Annotated in this window: 20 protein-coding genes and 1 pseudogene; 14 read left to right on the forward strand and 7 right to left on the reverse strand. The window is 68.7% G+C overall.

Annotated features, from left to right (window positions below):
* The first annotated feature begins 21 nt into the window (after positions 1–21).
* The 9 genes from G582_RS0103045 (at position 22) to nagA (ending at position 10,248) form a co-directional block, all read left to right on the forward strand.
* On the forward strand, positions 22–2,127 hold the full coding sequence (locus G582_RS0103045; RefSeq protein ID WP_038052620.1) for a peptidase domain-containing ABC transporter: 2,106 nt from the start codon (positions 22–24) through the stop codon (positions 2,125–2,127).
* A gap of 65 nt (positions 2,128–2,192) precedes the next feature.
* A complete protein-coding gene (locus G582_RS0103050; protein ID WP_038052622.1) occupies positions 2,193–2,465 on the forward strand; it encodes a hypothetical protein in 273 nt (90 codons plus the stop codon).
* Between the two features lie 80 nt (positions 2,466–2,545).
* The gene (locus tag G582_RS0103055) at positions 2,546–4,636 is read left to right on the forward strand and encodes a prolyl oligopeptidase family serine peptidase (protein ID WP_028838579.1); all 2,091 of its coding nucleotides are present in this window, start codon (positions 2,546–2,548) and stop codon (positions 4,634–4,636) included.
* A gap of 75 nt (positions 4,637–4,711) precedes the next feature.
* On the forward strand, positions 4,712–6,865 hold the full coding sequence (locus tag G582_RS0103060; RefSeq protein ID WP_028838580.1) for a S9 family peptidase: 2,154 nt from the start codon (positions 4,712–4,714) through the stop codon (positions 6,863–6,865).
* Between the two features lie 112 nt (positions 6,866–6,977).
* Complete coding sequence (locus tag G582_RS0103065) at positions 6,978–7,340, forward strand: YbaN family protein (protein ID WP_028838581.1); 363 nt, start codon at positions 6,978–6,980, stop codon at positions 7,338–7,340.
* A gap of 26 nt (positions 7,341–7,366) precedes the next feature.
* Positions 7,367–7,558, forward strand: coding sequence for an LPS translocon maturation chaperone LptM (gene lptM, locus G582_RS18150; protein ID WP_038052630.1), 192 nt, complete (start codon positions 7,367–7,369; stop codon positions 7,556–7,558).
* A gap of 7 nt (positions 7,559–7,565) precedes the next feature.
* Positions 7,566–8,414 (forward strand): diaminopimelate epimerase, encoded by an 849-nt coding sequence (gene dapF, locus G582_RS0103075; RefSeq protein ID WP_028838582.1) that lies wholly within the window; start codon positions 7,566–7,568, stop codon positions 8,412–8,414.
* 2 nt (positions 8,415–8,416) lie between these two features.
* On the forward strand, positions 8,417–9,094 hold the full coding sequence (locus G582_RS0103080) for a DUF484 family protein (RefSeq protein WP_028838583.1): 678 nt from the start codon (positions 8,417–8,419) through the stop codon (positions 9,092–9,094).
* Positions 9,095–9,114: 20 nt separating this feature from the next.
* Positions 9,115–10,248, forward strand: a complete 1,134-nt coding sequence (gene nagA, locus G582_RS0103085) for an N-acetylglucosamine-6-phosphate deacetylase (protein WP_028838584.1) — start codon at positions 9,115–9,117, stop codon at positions 10,246–10,248.
* A 3-nt stretch (positions 10,249–10,251) separates the two neighbouring features.
* Here the strand turns inward: nagA and G582_RS0103090 are convergent, their stop codons facing one another.
* Positions 10,252–12,186, reverse strand: coding sequence for a cytochrome c/FTR1 family iron permease (locus G582_RS0103090; protein ID WP_038052633.1), 1,935 nt, complete (start codon positions 12,184–12,186; stop codon positions 10,252–10,254).
* Positions 12,187–12,414: 228 nt separating this feature from the next.
* Here G582_RS0103090 and G582_RS0103095 point away from each other — a divergent pair, with 228 nt between their 5' ends.
* The 4 genes and pseudogenes from G582_RS0103095 (at position 12,415) to yjjJ (ending at position 18,857) form a co-directional block, all read left to right on the forward strand.
* Positions 12,415–16,059, forward strand: a complete 3,645-nt coding sequence (locus G582_RS0103095) for an indolepyruvate ferredoxin oxidoreductase family protein (protein WP_425476531.1) — start codon at positions 12,415–12,417, stop codon at positions 16,057–16,059.
* A 149-nt stretch (positions 16,060–16,208) separates the two neighbouring features.
* Positions 16,209–17,138 (forward strand): hypothetical protein, encoded by a 930-nt coding sequence (locus tag G582_RS0103100; RefSeq protein ID WP_028838587.1) that lies wholly within the window; start codon positions 16,209–16,211, stop codon positions 17,136–17,138.
* Positions 17,062–17,307, forward strand: a pseudogene (locus G582_RS18635) (DUF6537 domain-containing protein); the annotation flags it as partial. The gene G582_RS0103100 and the pseudogene G582_RS18635, both read left to right, overlap by 77 nt.
* A 179-nt stretch (positions 17,308–17,486) precedes the next feature.
* Positions 17,487–18,857, forward strand: coding sequence for a type II toxin-antitoxin system HipA family toxin YjjJ (yjjJ, locus tag G582_RS15235; RefSeq protein ID WP_051246560.1), 1,371 nt, complete (start codon positions 17,487–17,489; stop codon positions 18,855–18,857).
* A gap of 7 nt (positions 18,858–18,864) precedes the next feature.
* Here the strand turns inward: yjjJ and G582_RS0103110 are convergent, their stop codons facing one another.
* Entirely contained in the window at positions 18,865–20,760 is a 1,896-nt protein-coding gene (locus G582_RS0103110; RefSeq protein ID WP_028838588.1) for a M61 family metallopeptidase, read from the reverse strand.
* Between the two features lie 133 nt (positions 20,761–20,893).
* On the opposite strand from G582_RS0103110, the gene G582_RS0103115 reads away from it, so the two are divergent.
* Positions 20,894–21,190 (forward strand): I78 family peptidase inhibitor, encoded by a 297-nt coding sequence (locus G582_RS0103115; protein WP_028838589.1) that lies wholly within the window; start codon positions 20,894–20,896, stop codon positions 21,188–21,190.
* 21 nt (positions 21,191–21,211) lie between these two features.
* Here the strand turns inward: G582_RS0103115 and G582_RS15240 are convergent, their stop codons facing one another.
* From G582_RS15240 to G582_RS0103140, 5 genes are all read right to left on the reverse strand, one after another.
* Positions 21,212–22,489 carry a TCR/Tet family MFS transporter gene (locus tag G582_RS15240; RefSeq protein ID WP_083960918.1) on the reverse strand — a complete coding sequence of 426 codons (1,278 nt, stop codon included), beginning with the start codon at positions 22,487–22,489 and terminating at the stop codon, positions 21,212–21,214.
* Positions 22,490–22,546: 57 nt separating this feature from the next.
* Positions 22,547–23,140 (reverse strand): DUF2239 family protein, encoded by a 594-nt coding sequence (locus G582_RS0103125; RefSeq protein WP_028838590.1) that lies wholly within the window; start codon positions 23,138–23,140, stop codon positions 22,547–22,549.
* A gap of 66 nt (positions 23,141–23,206) precedes the next feature.
* The gene (gene folE / locus G582_RS0103130; RefSeq protein WP_028838591.1) at positions 23,207–23,818 is read right to left on the reverse strand and encodes a GTP cyclohydrolase I FolE; all 612 of its coding nucleotides are present in this window, start codon (positions 23,816–23,818) and stop codon (positions 23,207–23,209) included.
* A gap of 98 nt (positions 23,819–23,916) precedes the next feature.
* Complete coding sequence (locus G582_RS15245) at positions 23,917–24,375, reverse strand: glycine zipper domain-containing protein (protein WP_051246567.1); 459 nt, start codon at positions 24,373–24,375, stop codon at positions 23,917–23,919.
* Positions 24,376–24,572: 197 nt separating this feature from the next.
* Entirely contained in the window at positions 24,573–25,595 is a 1,023-nt protein-coding gene (locus tag G582_RS0103140; RefSeq protein WP_028838592.1) for a TIGR00266 family protein, read from the reverse strand.
* Positions 25,596–25,717: the final 122 nt, after the last annotated feature.

A 25,717-nucleotide genomic window follows, 5' to 3' on the forward strand; every position in this document is an offset into this window, starting at 1 on the left:
AGCGATATCTCGGTTACTTGAATGCCAATAGGACATGGTGGTCGCATAATTTTGCAATCCGAAGCCGCTGAATGCGGCCTCGCTTCGCTGGCGATGGTGGCCGACGCCCATGGCCTGCGAATATCGCTGGCCGAACTGCGCCAACGTTTTCCGTTGTCGCTCAAAGGCGCCAAGCTCAACCAGCTCATCCATGTCGCGCAGTCGCTGGGCCTCCAGACCCGCCCGCTGCGGTTGGACATGGAGGATCTGGGCAAGCTCAAACTACCCTGCATCCTGCACTGGGATTTCAACCACTTCGTGGTGCTGGCCAAGGTCGGACGGTCGAAGGTGACGATCCTCGACCCGGCCATCGGCGAGAAGACCCTCTCTTTTTCCGAAGTGTCCGATCACTTCACTGGCGTGGCGCTGGAGCTGACGCCGGGCCACGAGTTCAAGCCGCGCAAGGCCGCACCCTCGGTGTCGGTGCGCCAGCTCACCGGACGTATCACCGGCCTGTGGCGAACGCTGGGACAGATCCTGCTGCTGTCGGTGGCCCTGCAGGTGTTCGTGGTGCTGGCCCCGTTCTTCATGCAATGGGTGGTGGACCAGGTCTTGGTTTCCGCCGACAAGGACTTGCTGGCGGTGCTGGGGCTGGGCTTCGGACTGGCTTTGCTGCTGCAGATCGGCATCGGCCTGCTGCGCGGCTGGTCGGTGGTGTACCTGTCCTCAAAGCTTGGCCTGCAGTGGATGGGTAACGTGTTCGCCCATGCGCTGCGGCTGCCGTTGGATTTTTTCGAGAAACGCCATCTGGGCGACGTCACCTCGCGCATGGCCTCGGTGCAGGCGATCCAGCGCACCTTGACCACCAGCTTCGTCGAGGTGTTGATCGATGGCCTGATGGCGGTTGTGACCTTCGGCCTGATGCTGGTCTACAGCTGGAAGCTGGCGCTGGTCACGCTGCTGGCGGTAGTGCTGTATGCCGGCATCCGTCTGGTGGCCTACCGCCCGCTGCGCGACGGCACCGAGCGGCAGCTGGTGGCAGGGGCCAGGCAGCAAACGCACCTGCTGGAATCGCTGCGCGGGATGCAGAGCGTCAAGGTGGCCGGGGCCGAGGGGCTGCGCCGCACCACCTACGACAACCTGATGGTGGACACCGTCAACCAGGAAGTGCGCATCGCGCAGATGGGGCTGGGCTTCAACAGTGCCAGCCAGCTGGTGTTCGGGATCGAGCGCATCGCGGTGATCTGGATCGGTGCGCTGCTGGCGCTGTCCAACGTGTTCTCGGTGGGCATGCTGATCGCGTTCCTGGCCTACAAGGATCAGTTCGCGCAGCGCATGGCGGGACTGATCGACAAGGCCATCGAATTCCGCATGCTGCGCCTGCACGGCGAACGCCTGGCAGACATCGTGCTGACGCCGCCAGAGGACGCGGAGCTGCGGCCGGAACTATCCGCACCCGAAATCGCTTCCATCGAAGTGGAGAACCTGGGCTTTCGCTACGCCGATGGCGAACCCTGGGTGTTGAAGGGCTGCAGCCTGAGGATCGAACCGGGCGAGGCGATCGCCATCGTCGGTGCGTCCGGCTGCGGCAAGACCACGCTGGTCAAGCTGTTGCTGGGGCTGCTGAAACCCAGCGAGGGCAGCATCCGTATCGGCGGGCAGGACTTGCACCAGGCGGGGCCGGCGAACATCCGCAAGATCGTGGGTGCGGTGATGCAGGACGACCAGCTGTTCGGCGGTAGCCTGGCGGACAACATCAGTTTCTTCGACCCGCAGATGGATCAGGCGCGGGTGGAGCAGGCGGCGCGGATGGCGGCGGTGCACGACGAGATCATGGCGATGCCGATGGGTTACCACAGCCTGATCGGCGACATGGGCAGTTCGCTGTCCGGCGGGCAGAAGCAGCGGGTGATCCTGGCGCGGGCGCTGTACCGGCAACCGAAGCTGCTGTTTCTGGACGAAGCCACCAGCCATCTGGACGTGGGCAACGAGCAACTGGTGAACGCCGCAGTGAAGCAGCTGGAAGTGACCAAGGTGATCGTGGCGCATCGGCCGGAGACCATCGCCAGCGCCGACCGCGTGCTGGTGATGCACGGCGGGAAGATCGTGCAGGAGGTTCGACCGGAGCCGGTGCAGGTTGCAGCCTAGACACCGTCGCAGCCCGTGAGATGTGCCCGCCGCAAGCTGGCGACATCTTGAACGGAGCCGCTGCCATGACCCATCGCGATCTCGATTCCTGCCTGCGCCAACTGGTGATCCTGGGCGCGCTGGCGGTGCTGTTGGTGCCGGCCGCGCGCGGCAGCAGCACGGTGCTGGGCTGGTTGCCGCTGTGGTTGCTGGGCATGCCGCTGGCGGCGTGGTGGAGCCTGCGCCGGTTCCCGCTGCCGAAGCTGGCGCTGCGCCTGCCCCGACGTCGGCGCGCGCAGGCGCGCAGGCGGCGCGGGCGCGGCGTTTCCGCGGCGGCCGGCGTGGCCCGGCGCGCCTGAACGCGGCGACTTGCGGGCCATGCCGGGGCGCGGGTGCTGTGCTAGCGTTCGGGGCTTTCCAGACTGCCCCGGAGCCCGCCATGTCCCAGTTCTCCAGTGCCTGCCTGATCGCCGGCCTTGCCATCGCCGGCGGTGCGTCCGCCCAGACCCCGCCGAACGCCGATCCGCACGCCTGGCTGGAAGACGTGCAGGGCGAGAAGGCGCTGGCCTGGGTCAGGGCGCGCAATGCCAAGGCCGAGGCGGAGATTGCCGGCACGCCCGCGTTCAAGGCGCTGGAAGCGCAGATCCGCGCCATCCTCGACTCCGACGCCAAGATCCCGGGCGTCGAGAAGATCGGCGACTACTACTACAACTTCTGGAAGGACAAGCAGCACGAGCGCGGAGTCTGGCGTCGCACCACTCTGGCCGAATACCGCAAGCCGGAGCCGAAGTGGGAAACCGTGCTGGACCTCGACGCGCTGAACAAGGCCGAGAACGCCAAGTGGGTCTGGCATGGCGCCGACTGCCTCAAGCCGAAGTACCAGCGCTGCCTGATCGCGCTGTCGCCGGGCGGCTCCGATGCCGACGTGACCCGCGAGTTCGACCTGACCACCAAGCAGTTCGTGCAGGACGGTTTCTTCCGTCCGGAAGCCAAGGGCGGCTTGTCCTGGATCGACGACAACACGGTCTATGTGTTCACCGATTTCGGCCCCGGCACCCTGACCAGCTCGGGTTATCCCAACATCGTCAAGGAATGGAAGCGCGGCACCCCGCTGGCGGCGGCGAAGCCCATCTATGAGGGCAAGCCCGGCGACATGTATATCGCCGCGATGCGCGACCACACGCCGGGCTGGCAGCGCGATTTCGTCAGCCGCACGCTGGCGTTCTACAACGACGAGCTGTACCTGCGGAATGCCGACGGCTCGCTGTCGAAGATCGATGCGCCGAACAGCGCGCAGAAGGGCGTGCACAAGGAGTGGTTGCTGCTGGAGTTGCGCGAGCCGTATGAAGCCGGCGGCAAGACCTGGAGGCCCGGCTCGCTGATCGTCATCCGCTTCGATGACTTCATGGCCGGCAAGCGCGACTTCACCGCGCTGTTCGAGCCGACCGAAAACGCCGCGCTGGCGGGCTACACGTGGACCCGCGATCACCTCGTCCTCAACGTGATGGAGGACGTCAAGAACCGGCTGTCGGTGCTCACCCCGGGCAAGAACGGCTGGGCGAAGTCGGCGTTTGTCGGCGCGCCCACCATCGGCACCATCGGCGTGGGCGCGGTGGATGCGGATGACAGAAATGCGGTTTGGCTGACCGCCACCGATTTCCTGACCCCGACCACGCTGTCCATCGCTGAGGTCGGCAGCAAGCCCGAAGTGCTGAAGTCCAACCCGGTGTTCTTCGACGGATCGAAGGACGTGATCGAGCAGCACTTCGCCACCAGCAAGGACGGCACCAAGGTGCCCTACTTCCTCGTTCGGCCGAAGGACTTGGCATTCGACGGCAAGGCGCCGACCCTGCTGTACGGCTACGGCGGTTTCGAGATTTCGATGACGCCGGCCTATTCCGGCGGCATCGGCAAGGGCTGGCTGGAGAAGGGCGGCGTGTACGCGCTGGCCAACATCCGCGGCGGCGGCGAGTACGGCCCGCGCTGGCACCAGGCCGCGCTCAAGGCCAATCGCCACAAGGCCTACGAGGACTTTGCCGCGATCGCCGACGACCTGGTGGCCCGCAAGATCACTTCGCCTGCGCACCTGGGCACCATGGGCGGCAGCAATGGCGGCCTGCTGATGGGCAACATGCTCACGCAATATCCGGAGAAGTTCGGCGCCATCGTGGTGCAGGTGCCGCTGCTGGACATGAAGCGCTACAACCACCTGCTGGCCGGGGCCTCGTGGATGGCCGAGTACGGCAATCCCGACACCGCCGACTGGGAATTCATCAAGAGCTTCTCGCCCTACCACCTGTTCGACGCGAGCAAGACCTATCCGGCGACCCTGTTCACCACCTCGACCAAGGACGACCGCGTGCATCCGGGCCATGCCCGCAAGATGATGGCGCTGATGGAAGCGGCCGGTAAGGACGTGCGCTACTACGAGAACATCGAAGGCGGTCACGGCGGCGCGGCCAACAACGCGCAGGCGGCGCACATGAACGCGCTGGCCTACACCTTCCTGTGGGACCAGTTGGCGAAGTGATCGCCAGGCCGTCGTCCCCGCGCAAGCGGGGATGACGAGGAAAAGCGTTGCAAACCGCTTCCCGGAGCCCCATCCATGAAATCCCACGCACTGATCGCCGGTCTTGTCCTCATGAGCAGCCTTGCCTCCGCCCAGACTCCGCCCACGCCGCCCGATGCGGACAAGAAACCGCACGTGGTGAAGGCGCCGTTCGGCGCCGAGCGCCAGGACGAGTACTACTGGCTGCGCGACGACAGCCGCAAGGACGCCGCGATGCTCGGCTACCTCAACGCCGAGAACGCCTATGCCGACGCCGTGCTGGCGCCGAGCAAGCCGGTGCAGGACAAGCTCTACGACGAGATCGTGGCGCGCATCAAGCAGGACGATGCCAGCGTGCCCTACCGCGACCGTGGGTACTGGTACTACTCGCGGTTCGAGACCGGCAAGGACTACCCGGTGCATGCGCGTCGCAAGGACGCGCCCGGCATCGACGCGCTGTCGATCCAGCAGGCCAATGCGGCCGGCGACTTTGCCGGGGAGGAAGTGCTGCTGGACGTCAACGCGCTTGCCGCCGGCAAGGACTACTACAGCGTCGGCGATTACGAAGTCACCCCGGACAACACCATCCTGGCCTACGCCGACGACAGCAACGGCCGCCGCCAGTACACCATCCGCTTCCGCAACCTCGTCACCGGGCAGGCCTATCCGGAAGCCATCGCCGGCGTGTCGGCCAACCTGGTCTGGGCCGACGACAACAAGACCCTGTTCTACGTCGAGAACGATCCGGAGACGTTGCTCACGGTGCGGGTGAAGAAGCACGTGTTGGGCACCGACCCGACGCTGGACCCGGTTGTCTACGAGGAGAAGGACGACAGCTTCTACATGGGCATCGACCGCACCCGCGACGACAAGTACATCGTCATCGGGATGAGCAGCACGGTGTCCGACGAACTGCGCTACGCGCCGGCCAACGACCCGCGCGAGTTCAAGGTGCTCAGCGCCCGCGCGCGTGACGTGGAATACGACGCCGACCACTTCGGCGGGCGCTGGGTCATCCGCACCAACGATGGCAAGGCGACCAACTTCAAACTGGTCACCGCCGCCGATGGCGCCACCTCGCGCAAGGACTGGCAGGACTGGATCGCGCACCGCGACGACGTGCTGGTGGAAGGCTTCGAGCTGTTCGACGGTTTCACCGCCATCGCCGAGCGCAGCGGCGGCCTGGAGCGCGTGCGCCTGCTGAAGGCGGACGGGGAGGAATACATCAAGGCTGACGAGTCGGCCTACTCGATGGGCCTCGACGTCAACAGCGAGCCGGATACCGACTGGGTGCGCTACAGCTATACCTCGATGACCACGCCGGCCACCGTCTACGAGCTGAACTTCAAGACCGGCGAACGCCGCCTGCTCAAGCGCCAGCCGGTGCTGGGCGGCTATGACCCCGCCAACTACGTCACCGAGCGGCTGTGGGCCACCGCGCGCGACGGCACGAAGATTCCCGTCTCCATCGTCTACCGCAAGGGCTTCCAGAAGAACGGCAAGGCGGCGCTGCTGCAGTACGCCTACGGCAGCTACGGCATGTCGATGGACCCCGGCTTCTCGGTCACCACGGTCAGCCTGCTGGACCGCGGTATGGCCTACGCCATCGCCCACATCCGCGGCGGCCAGGAGATGGGCCGCAAGTGGTACGAAGACGGCAAGCTGCTGAAGAAAAAGAACAGCTTCACCGACTTCATCGACGTCACCGATTTCCTGGTCAAGGAAGGCTATGCCGCACCCGATCGCGTGGCCGCGCACGGCGGCAGCGCCGGCGGCCTGCTGATGGGCGCGATCGCCAATATGGCGCCGGACAAGTACCGGGTGATCCTGTCGCAGGTGCCGTTCGTGGACGTGGTCACCACCATGCTGGACCCCACCATCCCGCTGACCACCAATGAATACGACGAGTGGGGCAACCCGGAACAGAAGCCGTTCTACGACTACATCGTCACCTACTCGCCCTACGACAACCTGGAAGCCAAGGCCTACCCGGCGATGTTCGTCGGCACCGGGCTATGGGATTCGCAGGTGCAGTACTGGGAGCCGGCCAAATACGTGGCGCGGCTGCGCGACCTCAACACATCAAACGAGCCGGTCATCTTCCGCACCAACATGGAAGCCGGCCACGGCGGCAAGTCCGGGCGCTTCCGCCGCTATCGCGAGCAGGCGGAGATGTACGCCTTCATGCTGGAACGGCTGGGTGTCGAATAACCTCCGTTCACCCCTCCCAGGAGCGCCCCGAAAGGCGTGATGTTCCGCATGAACCCGTACAACCCTATTGCGCCGCCGCGGCGCGCCCTGCGGCAGCAGAGGCGATAGGCCCATGACCCGCTGGTTGTGGGCCGGGTTGGCCTGGACCAGCCTGGCGCTGGGCATCATCGGCGCGTTCCTGCCGGTGATGCCGACGGTGCCTTTCGTGCTGCTGTCGGCGTTCGCCGCCACCCGCGGCTCCGATCGCCTGCGCCGCTGGCTAGTGGAGCACCCGAAGTTCGGCCGCGCCATCCTCGACTGGGAGCAGAACGGCACGGTGTCGCGGCAGGCCAAGCGTTTCGCGATCGGCATGATGTGCGTGTCGTCAATATCGATGGCGATCTTCGCGCCGCGCTGGTGGATGGCTGCGATCGGCATCGGCGTGATGGCGCTGGTGTCGGTATGGCTGTGGCGGCGCCCCGAGCCGCGACAGTGATGCGGGCGCGCGGGTACACTGCGGCGATGACCAAGCGCCTCGTCCTGCTCTCGCTCCTTTCCTGCCTGCTGGCCGCCTGCGGCAACAAGGGGCCGCTGGTATTGCCGGAGCAGCCCGCCGCTGCGCCGGCAGAGCAAACCCCGGCCGAAACCCCGCCAGCGCCCGCGGCGGAACCGCCGGCCAACGGGGACGCCGGCACGCCCGCCCGCCAGCCCTGAGCCGGCCATGCGTTTCACCAAGATGCACGGTGCCGGCAACGATTTCGTCGTGCTGGACCTGCGCGGCGCCCTGCCCGCGCCCACGCCCGAACTTTGCGCGCGCCTGGGCGACCGCCATTTCGGCGTCGGCTGCGACCAGATCCTGACCATCGAGCCGCCGCGCAGCGCCGGCAGCATCGCCGCCTACCGGATCTGGAACGCCGATGGTTCGGCGTCCGGCCAGTGCGGCAACGGCGCGCGCTGTGTCGCCGCGTGGCTGGTGCGCGACGGCGCTGCCCCCGCGGATGCGGGCTTCATCATCGAAAGCCCGGCCGGCGTGCATCCGGTGCAACACGACGGCGAGGGCGGTTTCGTCATCGACATGGGCGCGCCGCGCTTCGCCCCGGCCGAGATCCCGCTGGCCGGCGTCGACGGCGAACACGACGAATACATGTTCGCCCTTGACGGCGAAACCCTGCGCTTCGGCGCGGTATCGATGGGCAACCCGCACGCGGTGATCGAGGTCGCCGACGTCGATGCCGCGGATGTCGCCTGCACCGGCCCGGCCGTGCAGGCCAGCGCGATGTTCCCGGCGTCGGCCAACGTCGGTTTCGCCCAGGTGCTGGCGCCGGACCGCATCCGCCTGCGCGTGTTCGAGCGCGGCGTCGGCGAGACGCTGGCCTGCGGCAGCGGCGCCTGCGCGGCGGTGGCGGTGCTGGCGCGGCGCGGCCGCGTGCAGGCCGATGCCGGGGTGGCGGTGGAACTGCCTGGCGGCACCCTGCGCATCCGCCGCGACAGCGCCGCCAACAGCGTGTTCATGGCCGGCCCGGCCGCATTCGTGTTCGAAGGCAATCTGCTTTCCCAGGAGCAACCGTGACGATGGATTTCAATGACGCCACCGAGAAGCTCGGCGCGCACGAAGTGGCGGCCTGGCTGCGCCGTCACCCGGCCTTCCTGCAGCAGTTCCCGGACCTGGCGCTGACCCTGGTGGTGCCGCGCGAGAACGGCCCCACCGCTTCGCTGGCCAGCTATCAGCTGGACATCCTGCGCGAGAAGAACCGCGAGCTGACCAAGCGCCTGCACGAGCTGTTCGCCACCGCGCAGGAAAACGAGCGGCTGGCGGTGCGCACCCACCAGTTGACCCTCGCGCTGCTGAAGCAGGACAGCGCGGCCAGCACCCTGCGCGCGATGGCGGCGGCGCTGGCCGAGGACTTCCACGGCGACCTGGTGCGCATCGTCGGCTTCCGCGCCGTCGACGGGCTGGAAGATGCGGACTGGTTCCAGCACATCGCCGAGGACCACCCGCGCGTGGAAGGCTTCCGCGACATCATCGCCGCCGGCGAGCCGGTCTGTGGTCGCCTGCACCCCGACAAGAACGCGCTGCTGTACGGCGTGCGTGCCGACGAAGTGCAGAGTTCCGCGCTGCTGGCGTTGCCGGGCGTGGGCCTGGTGGCGGTGGGCAGCCGCGACGCCAACCGCTTCTTCCCCGGCATGGGCACGCTGTTCCTGCGCATGATGGGCGAGGCGCTGGCGGCGGGACTGCGGCGCTTCGGCTGAGACGCCTGCGGGCGCTGCGCATGACCACCCGCATCTTCCACAACGGCCACGTCCTCACAGCGCGTGGCTTCGAGCGCGATGCCTGCGTGGTGGTCGAGGACGGCCACGTCGTCGCGCTGCTGCACGGCGAGCCACCGGCGCGCGGCGAACGCATCGACCTGCAGGGCGGCTGGCTGGTGCCCGGCTTCATCGACGTGCAGGTCAACGGCGGCGGTGGCGTGCTGTTCAACAACGACACCAGCGTCGAGGGCATCGCCGCCATCGGCCGCGCGCATCGCGGCTTCGGCACCACGGGCTTCCTGCCCACCCTGATCAGCGACGACGCCGAGGTGATGCGCCGCGCGATCGCGGCGACGCGCGATGCCATCGCGCAGGGCGTGCCCGGCGTGCTCGGTCTCCATCTGGAGGGGCCGTACCTCGCGCCCACGCGCGGGGGCACCCACGATGCCGGCAAGTTCCGCGTGCCGGATGCCGATGAGATCGCGATGGCGACCTCGCTGGACAACGGCATCACCCTCATCACCCTCGCTCCGGAGCGCGTGCCGCTGGCCAGCATCCGCGCGCTGGTCGAACGCGGCGCGATCGTCTGCGCCGGCCACAGCGCCGCCAGCCATGAGGAAGCCCGCGCCGGGCTGGACGCGGGCATCACCGGTTTCACCCATCTCTACAACGCGATGAGCCCGCTGCAGGGCCGCGAGCCGGGCATGGTGGGTGCGGCGCTGGAGGATGCCGGCAGCTGGTGCGGGGTGATCGTCGACGGCGTGCACGTGCATCCGGCCAGCCTGAAGGTGGCCGTTGCCGCCAAACCGCGCGGCAAGGTGCTGCTGGTGACCGACGCGATGCCGATGGTCGGCGGCGCCACGCCCAGCTTCGACCTCTACGGCGAAACCATCACCGCCGTCGACGGCGTGGTGCGCAATGCCGCCGGCGCGCTGGCCGGCTCCGCGCTGGACATGGCCGGCGCCGTCCGCAATACCGTGCGCCTGCTGGGACTGCCGCTGGACGAAGCCTGCCGGATGGCGTCGCAGTACCCGGCGGAGTTCCTTGGCCTGGGCGGCGAACGGGGGTGGATCGCGCCGGGTTATCGCGCCGACCTGGTGCTGCTGGATGCCGGGGTGGACGTGCAGCGCTGCTGGATCGGCGGCGACGAGTGAACGCTACGCCGCGCGGGCAGGGCGTTCGCCGCGCTGGTTGATCCAGAAGCCCACTGCGGCCACCAGCAGCACCAGCAATTGCGCCAGCAGCGTCTGCCAGGTCGGGAATACGCCCAGCCAGTCCACGCGCGGCGCGGCCACCGCGCCCAGCCCGATCCAGCCGGCTTCCTGCAGCGCGGCCACGCCCTTGCCGGCCAGCACCACCGCCAGCACGGCGATCAGCGCCGAGCTCCAGGCGAAGAACTTGCCGATCGGCAACCGCATGCCCAGCCGCAGCAGCGCCCAGGCCACCAGCGCCAGCAGCGCCACGCCGGCGGCCATGCCGGCGAGGATCGCGCGCGCGGTTTCGGGCGCCCACATCGCGGCATAGAACAGGATGGTCTCGAACACCTCGCGGTACACCGCCACGAACGCCAGCACGAACAGGAACACCATCGAGCGCCGCCCCAGCGCGGCGGAAACCCGCTCGCGCAGGTAGTGCTGCCAGCGCCCGGCCAGGCTCTTCTGGTGCATCCAGATGCCCACGCCCAGCAGCACCAGCGCCGCGAACAGCGAGGACAGGCCTTCGGTCAGCTCGCGGCTGGCCCCGCTGATGTCGACCAGCCAGGTGGCCAGCGCCCAGGTGATGCCGCCCGCGACCAGCGCCAGCCCCCAGCCGGCGTGCACCCACGGCAGCGCCTCCGGGCGGCCGCTCTTGCGCAGGAAGGCGATCATGCCGATCACCACCAGCAGCGCCTCCAGCCCTTCGCGCAGCAGGATGGCGAAGCTGCCGAGGAAGGCGGCAGTGACGTCGCCGCGTCCCTGCTCCAGCACCCGGTCGGCGCGGTCGAACAGCAGCGACGCCTGCGCCGCATCCTGGCGGATCGCATCGATGCCGGCGCCCGCGGCGATGTCCGAGCGCAGCTTGCCCATGGCGGCTTCGATACCGCGCAGCAGCGGGGTGTCGCGCGCGGCCAGCAGCGGCTCCACCGGCTCCACCCCATCAAGGTAGGCCGACAGCGCCAGCGCCGCCGCCTGCTTGCGCTCGCCGTCGGCATACGCCCGCAGGGTGGCCTGCAGCTGGCTGCGCGCCAGCGCCAGCGTCGCCGGCTTGGCGTCGCCTTCGTGCTGCAGCGCCTGCGGCTGCGCACGCAGGAAGGCGGTGATGGCGGCGGCCTGGCGGGCGTCCAGCACCTGCGCCAGCTGCGCCGGGCTGCTGCGCACCAGCGCCTGCAGGGAGGGCAGCGCGGCGTGCAGCCGGCCATCGTCCTGTGTCCACAGTGCTTCGCCCTCGCGGCGGGTGGCGGCGTCGAAGGCCATGCCGCCGACGTGGAAGGCCAGCGCCCAGCGCTGCGCCTCGTCCAGCTGCGCGTACGCCGGCATGGCGGTGCCGGCCACGCCGCGGCTGATCGCCTCGTACAGCGCCAGCGGGCTGCGCTGGGCCGCCCGCGCCATGTCGGTGAAATCGATCGGTGCCGGCACCATCCCGGCTGCAGCCGGACCGTCGCCGCGCCCGCTGGCGCCGTGGCAGCCGGCGCACTGCGCGGCATACAGGCTGGCCGCGGAGGCGGGCTCCGGCGTCGGCATCGCCGCGCTGCCGTCCCCGTAGGCCGCCAGCAACCCGTCGGCCAGCGCATGCGCAGCCTGCGCGACCTGCGCCGCATCGGCCCGGCGCTGCACCAGCGCGATCAGCCCATCCGCCTGCGCCAGCAGCGCACCACGCCGAGGATTGTCCGGCAGCGCGCCGATGCGTTCGCGCGCGGTGGTGGAGAACTCGCGCATCTCCGCGTATTCGCCGTCACTCACCACCTTGCCATCGGCTACCGCGCCGCCGTAGTCCACCGCGATGTAATCCAGCAGCTGCCAGGCTTGGCGCACGTCGGCATCCGCCGGCTGCGCGGCCGCGGCTGCAGCCGACAGCAGCAGTACCAACAGGCAGGTGAACCAGCGGGCCAGCATCGCGATATCCCGGTCAAGCGAGGCGGACAGTGTATCCCTAATTCGCGAATGAGAATCAAAATCAAACAATGCCACGGCAAAACCCCGGCCTTGCTGCGCTGGTAAAATCCCGAGTCTTTGCTCGAACGCCGCCCAAGCCGCGGCGTTCTGTCGTTTCCGGAGTCCGCCATGACCAGCACCGCCGAACTGTCCTCGCCCGAATCCGCCAAGTCGCTGCTGACGCACGACGTGCTGGACACCGACTACACGCTGGAAGACAAATACCGCCGCACCCAGGGCCGGATCTACCTGTCGGGCGTGCAGGCGCTGGTGCGGCTGCCGCTGGTGCAGAAGCTGCGCGACGAGCGCGCCGGGCTGAACACCGCCGGCTTCGTTTCCGGCTATCGCGGCAGCCCGCTGGGCGGCTTCGACCTGGAACTGTGGCGGGCCAAGAAGTACCTGGAAGGCGCGTCGGTGAAGTTCACCCCCGGCCTCAACGAGGACCTTGGCGCCACCATGGTCTGGGGCACCCAGCAGCCGGGGCTGTTCCCGGGCGCGAAGCACGATGGCGTGTTCGCCATGTGGTACGGCAAGGGCCCGGGCGTGGATCGCTGCGGCGACGTGTTCAAGCACGCCAACGCCGCCGGCACATCCGCCCACGGCGGCGTGCTGGCGCTGGCCGCCGACGACCACGCCTGCCGCAGCTCCACCCTGCCCCACGGCAGCGAGGACGAGTTCGTCAGCGCGATGATGCCGGTGCTCAACCCGGCCGGGGTGCAGGACATCCTCGACATGGGCGTGCTGGGCTGGGCGATGAGCCGCTACACCGGGCGCTGGGTGGGCTTCAAGACGATCGCCGAGACGGTGGAGTCCTCCGCCTCGGTCGATGTCGATCCGCATGCGTTGCAAATCGTGCTGCCGGGCGACGACGATTTCGAAATGCCCGTCGGCGGCCTCGGCATCCGCTGGCCGGACCCGCCGATGGAGCAGGAGATGCGCCTCCACCGCTACGCGGTGAAGGCGGCGCAGGCGTTCGCGCGCGCCAACCGGCTGGACCGCGTGGTGATCGATTCGCCGAAGGCGCGGCTGGGCATCGTCACCACCGGCAAGTCCTACCTCGACGTGCTGCAGGCGCTGGAATACCTGGGCCTCGATGAGGCCGCCTGCGCCGATCTCGGCATCCGCGTGTACAAGGTGGCGATGACCTGGCCGCTGGAGCCGGTCGGGATCGAACGCTTCGCGCGCGGGCTGGAAGACATCCTGGTGGTCGAGGAGAAGAAGGCCTTCATCGAGCGCCAGCTCAAGGAACAGTTCTACAACTGGCCGGACAGCTGGGGCGCCCGGCCGTCGATCGTCGGCAAGTACGACGAGGCCGGCAACTGGATCCTGCCGTCCACCGGCGAGCTGACCCCGGCCACCATCGCCGGCGTGATCGGTCGCCGCCTGCAACGCTTCCACCAGAGCGAACGCATCGACGCGGTGCTGGCGTGGATGGCGCAGAAGGAAGGCGAGCTGGCGCTGCCGCGCGCCAACTTCCCGCGCGTGCCGCACTACTGCAGCGGCTGCCCGCACAACACGTCCACCAAGGTGCCGGAAGGTTCGCGTGCGCAGGGCGGCATCGGCTGCCACTACATGGTGACGTGGATGGACCGCAGCACCGACACCTTCACCCACATGGGCGGCGAAGGCGTGACCTGGGCGGGGCAGGCGCCGTTCACCGACACCGCGCACATCTTCCAGAACCTCGGCGACGGCACCTATTTCCACAGCGGGTCGCTGGCGATCCGCCAGGCCATCGCGGCCGGCGTCAACATCACCTACAAGATCCTCTACAACGATGCGGTGGCGATGACCGGTGGGCAGCCGGTGGACGGCACCCTGACCGTGCCGCAGATCGCCCACCAGATGCGCGCCGAGGGGGTGCAGACCATCGCCCTCGTCAGCGACGACATCGACAAGTGGACCGACCCGTCGATCTTCCCGGCCGGCGTGAGTTTCCACGATCGCCGCGAGCTGGACGCGGTGCAGAAGATGCTGCGCGAGGTGAAGGGCACGTCCATCCTGATCTTTGACCAGACCTGCGCCACCGAGAAGCGCCGCCGCCGCAAGCGCGGCAAGCTGGTCGATCCGCAAAAACGCGTCATGGTGAATTCACTGGTCTGCGAAGGCTGCGGCGACTGCGGCGCCAAGAGCTTCTGCGTGTCGGTGACGCCGAAGGAAACCGAATACGGCCGCAAGCGCGCGATCAACCAAAGCGACTGCAACAAGGACTTCAGCTGCGTCGAAGGCTTCTGCCCCAGCTTCGTGACCGTGCACGGCGGCAAGGTGCGCAAGGGCAAGAAGGTCGATGCCGCCAGCCTGCTGGCCAACCTGCCCGCGCCCGCCGCGCGCACCGACCTGTCCCAGCCCTGGAACATCCTCATCACCGGCGTCGGCGGCACCGGCGTGGTGACCATCGGTGCGCTGCTGGGCATGGCCGGGCATCTGGAGGGCAAGGGCGCGACCGTGCTCGACCAGACCGGGCTGGCGCAGAAGGGCGGCGCCGTCACCACCCACATCCGCATCGCCCGGACGCCGGCCGACATCCACGCCGTGCGCATCGCCGCCGGTGAGGCCGACCTGGTGCTGGGCTGCGACATGGTGGTGGTCAACGACTACTGGGTGCTGTCCAAGATCCGCCCCGAGCGCAGCACCGTGGTGGTCAACACCTACGAGGCGATGCCGGGCACCTTCACCACCCGCCCGGACATGCAGTTCCCCGCCGCCGACATCGTCAAGGCGATCGGCACCGCGCTGGGCGGACAGGCACCGCTGCAGATCGATGCCACCCAGATCGCCACCGCGCTGATCGGCGACGCCATCGCCGCGAATCTGTTCATCCTCGGCTACGCCTGGCAGCAGGGGCTGGTGCCTATTTCGTTCGAGGCGCTGATGCGCGCCATCGAGCTCAACGGCGCTGCCATCGAAATGAACAAGACGGCGTTCGCCTGGGGCCGACTGGCGGTGGTGGACCTGGCCGCGGTGGTCGAGGCCGCCGGCATCGTGCGCAACGTGCCCACCCGCAGCGAGGCCACCGCGCATGCGCTGCCGATGCTTGGCGCCACCGCCAACGAGGCGGCCGAGTCCGGCCTGATGCCGCAGGCCGCCGACCTGCGCGACGAGGATGCGCTGCGCCACGTGCCGGCCAGCGGCGATGCCGGCAGCGTCTTCGCGCCGCTGGACGATGCGCGGCTGTCGCGCTCGCTGGACGAGGTGATCGCGCGCCGCGTTGCTTTCCTCACCAGCTACCAGAGCGCCGGCTATGCCAAGCGCTATGTCGATTTCGTCAACAAGGTGCGCGCCGCGGAAACCGCAAAGGCGCCGGGCAGCAGCGACCTGTCCGAAGCCGTGGCCCGCTACTTCTTCAAGCTGATGGCCTACAAGGACGAATACGAAGTGGCGCGGCTGTACACCAGCGGCGATTTCAAGAAGCAGCTGGAGGCGCAGTTCGAAGGCGACTTCAAGCTGAAGTTCCACCTCGCGCCGCCGCTGCTGGCGAAGAAGAACGCGCAGGGCCAGCTGGTGAAGCAGGAATACGGACCGTGGGTGTTCACCGCCTTCCGGGTGCTGGCCAAGCTCAGGGGGCTGCGCGGCACCCCGCTGGACGTGTTCGGATACACCGCCGAGCGCCGCGGCGAGCGCGCGCTGATCGGCGAGTACCAGAAGACCGTCGGGGCGCTGCTGGACCGGCTGGATGCCGGCAACGTGGATCTGGCCGCCGAGATCGCCAGCGTGCCGGAACACATCCGCGGCTTCGGCCACGTCAAGGAAGCGCACCTGCACAAGGCCCGCGCCCAGCTGGCGCGGCTGCTCAAGGAGTGGGACAACCCGCTGCGGATCGTGCAGGCGGCGTGAGCCGGCGGCTTGCTGCCCGGATGCGAATCCGGGCGGCGGCAGCGTGCCGACAGGCGGTATCCGCCGCATGCGGAAACGTGGCTGGCGTCACGCCGGTGCAAGGATTCGCGGTGCTAGCGTGATCCCGGGTCAACTCCCGGGACACGACGATGCGCACCCATGTTCGCGCCCTGCTGCTTGCGTTGCTTGCCCTGTTGTCCGCCCCGGCGTTGCACGCCGCCGAGCGCGCGGTCTGGGTCTGGGAAGATGCCAGCACCGGCTGGCTGGATGACCCCGCATACGCCGGCGACGCCATCGCCTTCCTGCGCGGGCGCGGCATTTCCACCGTCTACCTCTACGTGGAGCCCTACCCGGCCAGCAACCGGCTGGCGAACGACCCGGCTGCATACCGCGTGCTGTTGTCGCGCCTGCGCGCCAACGGCATCCATCCGCACGCGCTGCTGGGATCGGGCCACCTCAACAGCGACGCCTACACCGCCGCCCAACGGCGCGCGATCGCGGAGGCGCAGTTCCAGGGCGTGCTGGACTACAACGCCAGCGCGCTGCCCGCGGAGCGTTTCGAGGGCGTGAGCCTGGACATCGAACCGCACCTGCTCAAGGCATGGTCAAGCCAGAAGACCAAGCTGCTGACGCAATTCCTCGACCTCGGCCGCAGCCTGATGGACATGAAGCGACGTTCCGGGCAATCGGCGCTGCAGGTCGGCCCGGCGATTCCGTTCTGGTACGACGGCCTGCGGGTGAAGTGGAGCCGGCGCACCCAGTACATGCACGAACACGTGCTGGACGTGTTCGACCACGCGGTGCTGATGGACTACCGCGACCGCGCCGATGGCAGCGACGGGATCATCGCCCACGCGCGCGCGGAGATCGACGCGGCGGCGCTGCGGGGCAAGCGCGTGGTGATCGGGGTGGAGACCGCTCCCAACGAGATCGCCAAGGTGACGTTCTTCGACAACACTGACGCGCAGCTGGAACAGGCGCTGGCGCAGACGGCCAGCGCCTATGCCGGGCACGCCGGCTTCGGCGGCTTCGCGGTGCACCACTTCGAATCCTACGTGGAGTGGCTCGCCGCGCAGTAGGCCCCAAGTGGGCGGAGCAGCGTTGATCGGCGCGTACCAGAAGACCGTCAGCGCGCTGCTGGACAGGCGGGGCGCCGGCAACGCCGACCTCGCTGCCGAGATCGCCAGCGTGCCGGAACACATCCGCGGCTTCGGCCACGTCAAGGAAGCGCACCTGCACAAGGTCCGCGCCCAGCTGGCGCGGCTGCTCAAGGAGTGGGACAAGCCGCTGCGGATCGTGCAGGCGATGCAAATCAATTCGCATATCTATTCACTGACTGAGCGTGATGCCTGCATAACGCGTTTGAAGACAGGTAGATCAGGGCCTATTGCCTTGACTATCCATTCAAATATCTATTCAATCAATGCATGGCCGACGCCCGTCAAGCCGCGCTGGAAACCCTGCTTCGCCGCGACGGCCCGCTGCCGGCCGCCACGTTGGCACAGGCGTTGGGTGTCAGCCAGCCCACCATCTCGCGCCTGCTGGGAAGCGCCGGTGAGCGCGTCGTCCGCATCGGCCGCGCCCGCGCCAGCCGCTATGCCTTGGCGCGCGAGATCGCGCGGGCGGGACTGCGCTGGCCGCTGCATCGCATCCGGCCCGACGGGCAGCCGGAAACGCTGGGTGAACTGCGGGCGCTGCATGGTGACGGCTTCCACTTTGCGCCTGCGCGGCCATTGCCGGCGTTGCTGCATGGCTCTGCCGATGGGCTGTTCCCCGGCCTGCCCTGGTTTCTCGATGACCAGCGTCCGCAGGGTTTCCTGGGCCGTGCTTTCGCACGCCGCGTCGCCATCGACATCGGCGCCCCGGACGACCTGGCTCGCTGGCGCGCCGACGATGTGGTGCTGGCCTTGCTGCGCCATGGCGATGACGCGCCGGGCGACCTGGTGCTGGGGGACGCCGCGCTGCTGCGCGCACTGCGGGCCACGCTGGCGACGGAGGCCATCGCCATGTCCGAACGCCCAGCGCGCTATCCCGCGCTGGCGGAAGCCGCGCTGAGCGGCGAGGACGTCGGCTCCTCGGCTGGCGGCGAACAGCCCAAGTTCACCGCGCTGCTGCGCGGCGACGCCGGGCATCGCGCGGTGATCGTGAAGTTCAGCGAACGCCGCGGCACGCCGGCGGCGCAGCGCTGGGCCGACCTCCTGCGCTGCGAACACCTTGCCGGCGAGGTGCTGCGCGCACACGCCATCCCGGCGGCGGAAAGCGAGTTGCTCGAAGCGGACGGACGGGTGTTCCTGCAATCCGCCCGCTTCGACCGCACGCCTGCGCTTGGGCGTCACGGGCTGGTATCGCTGGCTGCGCTGGATGCCGCGCACTACGGCCATGGCCGCATCGATTGGTGGCGGTTTGCGCCGCAGCTGCAGCGCGATGGCTGGCTGGACGCGAACGATGCGCGCAGGCTTGCCCTGCTGGGCTGGTTCGGGAGCCTGATCGGCAACAGCGACATGCATCTTGGCAATGCCAGCCTGCTGCTGGCCGACACCCGTCCGCTGACGCTGGCACCCAGCTACGACATGCTGCCGATGGCGCTGCGCCCGGCAGCCAGCGGCGAGGTGGTGGCGCGCGTGCTTGACCTGCCGCCGCCGGTGCCCGAACAGCAAACGCCGTGGCGGGAAGCCGCGCAGATGGCGCTGGTGTTCTGGCAGCGCGCCGGCGCGGACGCCGGCCTCTCCGGCGAGATCAGGCACATCGCCGAAACGCAAGCGCGCAGGCTGGAAGCCGCCCGCGCGCGTTTCGGCTGAGGCGCGCTTACTTGCGCGCGCTCAGGATCGGCGTCAGGTAGTCCGGCTTGCCTTCGATCCGCACCAGGTGCGGATGGCGCAGGCCGCCGTGGTAGTCGATCTTGACCATGCGGTAGCGGTCGAACTCCTTGACCAGCAGTTCGATCGGCGCCTTGCCGGTCTTGGCCGCCTTGATCGCGTCTTCCAGTGCCTCGCCGTCATAAGCCATGCCGTTGACCGCGATCACCTGCGTGCCGCTGCCGAGGCCGGCGTTGAAGGCGGGGCCGTCCCAGCGCACGTCGCCGATGCTGCCGTCCTTGCCGATCGACAGGCCGATCGAATAGGTGAAGTCGGCGCCGCCTCGGCTGCCTGCGGCCTTCGCATAGGCGTTGGGTTCGTCCTTGTAGACCAGCTTCCAGCCGCTGGCCTCGATGCCGCCGGCCAGCCCGGTCTTGCCGTCGAGGCGGTCGCGCAGGAACTTCGCCCAGTCGTGCGGATAGACGCCGTTGAGCGTGGCCACCACGTCGTCGAAGGTGTAGGTGTTCTGCACTTTCCATTCGCCGTCGTTGACGCCGAAGAACGCCTTGGCGAAATCATCCAGCGAACGCTTGCCGTTGCTGCCGGCGCGGATCAGCGCGTCCGCTTCCAGCCAGATCATCTGGCCGCCGCGGTAGTAGTCCTCGCTCATCTGGTAGTTGAGGTAGGCGCGTGCGCCGCGGCCGACCACGATCGGGTCGTTGGTGGTGTCCTGGATGCCGCGCCACGACAGGCCGGGGCGGTTGTCGGCATAGGTGGCGGCCACCAGCGCCAGCGCGTCGATCGACGCCGGCAGCGGGCGCATGCCGCTGCGCGCGGCCAGCACGTTGCCCCAGTACTGGGTCTGGCCCTCGTACACCCACAGCAGGCTGTCCTGCATCGGCGTGTTGAGGTTGGGCACCCACAGGTCCTTGCCGCGGCGGTACTTGCCGTTCCACGAGTGCACGAACTCATGCGCCAGCAGGTCGGTGAAGCCCTGCTTCTCCTTCCAGCCGGTGAAGTAGTCGGTGCCGACGCCGTTCTCGCTGCTGCGCTGGTGCTCCAGCCCGTTGCCGCCCATCTGGTCGGACAGCGAGAACAGGAACTGGTAGTGGTCGTAATGCTGCGCGCCGAACAGCTTCATCGCCTGGTCGACCATCTTCTTGTGGATGGCCACCTGCTCCGGCTTGGCTTCCAGGTACTTCGGCGCATCGGCAACCACGCCCAGCTTCACCTGCGGCTTGCCGGCGGGGGTCAGGTCGATGTTCTTCGCATGGCGGCCGGCATACACCGGCGAGTCGACGAAGATGTCGTAGGGGACGTTCTCGTAATCGACGGTGTCGCCGCTGCGGCCGTCCTCGTGCAGCGCGGTGAACGCGGTCCAGCCGGCCGGATAGGTGACGCGCGGGTCGACCATGATCCGGCTCATGTAGTGGCCGGCCGGGTACAGCGAGGTCGAGATGAACTGGATGTTGAGCATGTTCGGCGTCATCACTACCCGGCCCTGGCCGGGGCCGGTGGCGGTGAGCAGGTCGAACTCGGCGGTGATCTCGCCCACGCCGTCCGGCACCACCAGGTGGAACGCGCCCACTTCCAGCGTGTCGCGCTTCCAGTCCAGCTTCTGGCCGTTGGCCATGAAGGTCAGGCCGGCGATGTCGTCCAGCCCGTTGCGGGGCGAGTGCCCGCCCGGCACCCAGCGCGGAAACAGCAGGGTCAGCGGGCCGGCCTGCACCGGGATCGTCTGCTTGATGCTGAAGATGCGCTGCGACAGGTTGGTGGCGTCCACCTCGACCTTCATCATGCCCGGCGCGTAGGGCACGTCCTGCGGCGGCGGCACCGCGGCCTGCGCATGCGCGCCACCGGCAAGCACGAGGGAAAGGGCGAGGGGCAGCAGGCGGCGGCGGGTCATGGCAACTCCGGATGACGGGCAAACCCGCATGCTACTGACCGCACCGGGCGTGCCCCCCTGCCGAAAGGCATGCACGGAGGATTCATCGGCGCGGCGACATGATGGGCGCGTCACATTTCCGCGAGCCTGCCCCATGACCCTGCGCCTGTCGCTGCTGTCCCCCCTGCTGTTGCTGTCCGCCTGCGCCAGCCGGCCCGCCACGCCGCCGCCCGCCGCGGAGGCGCCGATGGCCTGCAATGCCGATGCGGCCCAACGCTATGTCGGCCAGCCGGCCACCGCGGCCAATATCGAGGCGGCGCGGAAGGCCAGCGGCGCCACGCTGGTGCGTGCGCTCAAGCCCGACCAGATGGTGACCCTGGAATACCGCGGCGACCGGGTGAACGTGCTGCAGGACGCCGGCGGCCTCATCGAGCGCATCAGTTGCGGTTAACCGCCGCCCGGTAGCCGTGGCTCATGCGCGCTCGTCGAGGCCCTGCACGTCGGAGGTCGCGCTTGCCTGCAGGTGCGCGGCATCGGTATAGCGCCACGCCACGAGCGCGGCGATCGCCAGCAGCAGTGCGGCGATCAGGAACGCCACGCCGGGCAGGTGGACCGGCGCGCGCGGGCCGATGAAGAACCCGAACGAGCCGGCGAACAGCGCCGGCGCCACGATCCCGGCCAGCGACACCAGGCTGCCCAGCGAGCCCTGGATGCGGCCCTGCTCGTTGGCAGGCACCTGGCGGGTGATCAGCGCCATCGTCGCCGGCCCCGCCACCGCCCACAGCGCGCTGATCGGCAGGCCGATGAGGAACACCCAACCCGCCCCGGCCAACCCGTACAGCACGAAGCCGGCGGTGCCGCAGGCCAGCCCCAGCAGCATTGCGCGGCGTTCGCCCATTGCCTTCACCAGCCGCCCCACCAGCGCCACGTTGACGATCACGCTGCACACGCCCACCGCGGCCAGCACGTAGCCGGCCTGCTTTTCCTTCCAGTCGAACGCGGCGTCGGCGAACAGCACGAAGGTGCTGGGATAGACGTAGTGGGCGAAGTTGGCGATGAACACCACCGCCACCAGCGCCCAGATGCGCGGGTGTTCCAGCAGCATGCGCACGCCGCCCATCGGACGCGCGTGCTTCCAGTCGAAGCGCGCGGTGCGGCGCTCCCGCGGCAGCGATTCCGGCAGCACGAACAGGCCGTACAGGAAGTTCAGCAGGGCCAACCCGGCGGCGAACCAGAACGGCAGCCGGTGGTTGATGTCGCCCAGCACGCCCCCGATCAGCGGGCCGACGATGAAGCCCAGCCCGAACGCCGCCCCGATCATGCCGAAGCTTTTCGCGCGCTGTTCCGCCGGCACCACGTCGGCGATGTAGGCATTGGCGGTGGAGAAGCTGGCCGAAGTGGCGGCCGACAGCAGTCGGCCGACGAACAGCCACGCCAGCGTGGGCGCCAGCGCCATGAACACGAAGTCCGCGGCCAGCCCGAAGCAGGACAGCAGGATCACCGGGCGGCGGCCGAAGCGGTCGGACAGCGCGCCCTGGATCGGCGTGCAGAAGAACTGCACGGCCGAGAATGCGAACGCGAACACGCCGGTCCAGTAGGCGGCGGTGGACAGGTCGCCGCCGACCATCTGTTCCACCAGGTGCGGCAGCACCGGGATGATCACCCCGAACGCGATCACGTCGATCAGCACGGTGACGAAGATGAAGGCGAGCGCGGCCTTGCGCGCGCCGGGAGCGGGGGTGGCGTTCAAGCGGAAATCCCTGGGTGTCTGGTTGTTGCCGCGCCGGTACGCGGCGCAGGCGCTGGATCAGGCGACGAAGGCGTCCGTCGCCAGCCATTCCACGTGTTCGCGCACGTCATCCGGCCAGCGCGCGATGCCGGCCTGGAAGCGCCCGTAGTCACCGGCAAACAGCGCGCGGGTGGCGTCCTCGAAGCCGGCCTCGTTGCCGGCCATTGCCTGCATGAAGCGGTAGGTGGTTTCCTGCGCGGCGCGGTGGCGGTCATCCTCCACCGACACCTTGCGCGCTGCGTCCACCAGCCGGCGCAGCGCCACCGAGGCGCCGCCGGGCTGCGCCGCCAGCCAGTCCCAGTGGCGCGGCAGCAGGGTCACCTCGCGCGGCACCACCCCCAGCTTGGGCCGGCCGGGGCGGCGCGGCCGCTCCGGTTCGGGGTTGTCGTCGCGCAGGGTCTGCGGGCTGGACAGCCACGCCAGCAGGTCGGCCGACGGCAGCTCCAGCGGCAGTTCCAGGGTGCGTGCGTCGGCGTCGTCGAACACCAGCACCGGCCGCTCCGGCTGCGCATCGAAGGCCTGCTTGGCTTTCAGCGCGACGTGGCGCAGTTCGCCGCTGGCGATCCGGTAGCTGCCGGAAAAAGCGGTGCAGCGCAGGGACGGGCTGGCCACGGGCGGATCTCCTCGAAGGGGAGGTGAATATTACCCGGATTAAATGGGGCGCTGCAAGCCCTGAACTCAGCGGCCCGGGCCGACCTCGATGAAGCGCAGGAACTCGGCGCGGGTGCGTGCGTCGTCGCGGAAGCTGCCGAGCATCTTCGACGTCACCATGCTCACCCCGCGCTTGTGGATGCCGCGCGTGGTCATGCATTCGTGCGCGCCCACCACCACCACGCCCACGCCGCGCGGCTGCAGCGCGCGCTGGATGCAGCCGGCGATCTGCGCGGTCATCTTTTCCTGCACCTGGAAGCGGCGCGCATAGGCTTCGACCACCCGCGCCAGCTTGCTGATGCCGACCACCTTGCCGTCCGGCAGGTAGCCGATGTGGACCTTGCCGATGATCGGCGCCATGTGGTGCTCGCAGTGGCTTTCGTACTCGATGTCGCGCAGCACGATCATCTCGTCGTAGCCGCCCACTTCCTCGAAGGTGCGGGCCATGTAGTCGTCCGGATCCAGCGCGTAGCCGCTGAACCAGTCCTCGTAGGCCTTGGCCACCCGTCGCGGCGTGTCCAGCAGGCCTTCGCGGGTCGGGTCGTCGCCGGCCCAGCGCAGCAGCGTGCGCACGGCGTCCTCGGCCTGCTGGCGGGTGACGTCGTGGCGGGAATCCTCGCGACGGGGGGCGTCGGACATCGTGGGCTCCAGGAACGGGCGTGGACGGCCGCGCATGTTACCGCGTCCCGCAAAAAGGCCGCCCGGAGGCGGCCTTGTCATCGCGATGGCGCCGTGGCTCAGTGGCCGTCGCGGTCGGCGTCGCCCGGCAGGGTGTTCTCGATGTGGTGCCAGCCATCGCGCACCGCGCCCTTGGCTTCCGACCAGGCCAGCCGCGAGTTCGCCTTGGTGGCTTCCCAGTTGCGCTCGAGGTCGGACTCCACGTCCTTGAACTTGCGGCCGCGGTACTGGCTGTAGGTGTCGTAGCCGTACTTGTAGGCCGGCTCGTAGTCGCGCCATTCGCTACCGCTCACGTAGTACGGAGCGCTCTTGTAGTTGCTCTCGAAGTGACGGGAGTATTCGGTCGGGTTGATGGCCTCCGCCACCGCGCCGCCGCCCTTGGCGCCCAGTGCACCGCCGGCGATAGCACCGACCACGGTGCCGACCGGGCCGGCAGCCGAACCGACGGCCGCGCCCGTGATCGCGCCCGCAACCGCGCCCGTACCTTCACCGATGCTGTGATCCTTCTTGACAGTCATGTCGCGCTCCTTGGATGTTTCCGTTGGGGGGAGCCGGCTGTTGCCGACCGGGCCAAGTTGCACCCGGCGCTGTCTTCAGGCGATGAACTTTCCGTTAGCCCCATGTGGAGGCTCATGAACCGCTCATGGTGGTGAAGGCGACTGCACGAACCGCAATGCGCGGCCGCCGCTATCGCACGCGGCGGCCGCGATCAGGGTCAGAAGGAATTGTCGCCGTCGAGGATGCGGCCGAGTCCGCCCAGTACCGAGCCCTCGCCACGGCTGCCGCCGTTCTGCGGTGCCGCCGCCAGCATGCGGCCGGCCAGGCGCGAGAACGGCAGCGACTGCAGCCACACCTTGCCGGGGCCGGTGAGGGTGGCCAGGAACACGCCTTCGCCGCCGAAGAACATCGACTTCAGGCCGGCGACCGGGCGCACGTCCATGTTGACGCTGGCATGGAAGCCGACCACGCAGCCGGTGTCGACGTCGATGCGCTCGCCTGCGGCCAGCTCGCGCTCCACCACGCAGCCGCCGGCATGGATGAACACCCAGCCGTCGCCTTCGAGTTTCTGCATGATGAAACCTTCGCCGCCGAACAGGCCGGTGAGGATCTTCTTCTGGAAGTGCACGCCCACCTGCACGCCGCGCGCGCCGGCCAGGAAGCTGTCCTTCTGGCAGATGATGCGGCCGTCGTGCTCGTCCAGCTTCATCGCCATCACCGTGCCCGGATACGGCGCGGCGAACGCGACCTTGGCCTTGCCGCTGCCGGCGTGGGTGTACAGCGTGGTGAACAGGCTTTCGCCGGTGATGACGCGCTTGCCGGCCGACAGCAGCTTGTCCATGAAGCCGCCGGCCTGGCCGGAGGCCGAGCCGTCGCCGAACACGGTGTCCATCTGCACCGCGCTGTCCTTGAACATCAGTGCGCCGGCTTCGGCGATCGCGCTTTCGCCCGGATCCAGTTCGATCTCGACGAACTGCATTTCCTGGCCGTGGATCTTGAAATCGATCTCGTCGCTGCGGCCCTTGCCGCCGTTGCGCGGCGGCGGCGGCGGTGCGCCTGCCACGCCGCCGGGCGCGGCGTCGTACAGCTCGGCGATATTGCGCACCGGCAGCCAGTCGCCCATGCCTTCCTTCCAGGCCAGCAGCGACGGATTGCGCGCGGCTTCGATGCGCGCGGCGTCGGCATCCATCGGGCCGAGGCGGCGGTTGGCGGACGGGTCGTGCAGGAACCACTGGCTCATGGCGCTTTCCTTGGCGTTCGGGGGAAGCCGCCAGTGTAAACGCGGTCGTTTACGGGACACAGCGTCGTGGATGCAGCCGCGTCCGGCGGTGCGCCACGGCGGATAATGAAGGCCCGTTCCCC

The sequence above is a fragment of the Thermomonas fusca DSM 15424 genome (assembly GCF_000423885.1).
Lineage (GTDB): Bacteria > Pseudomonadota > Gammaproteobacteria > Xanthomonadales > Xanthomonadaceae > Thermomonas > Thermomonas fusca.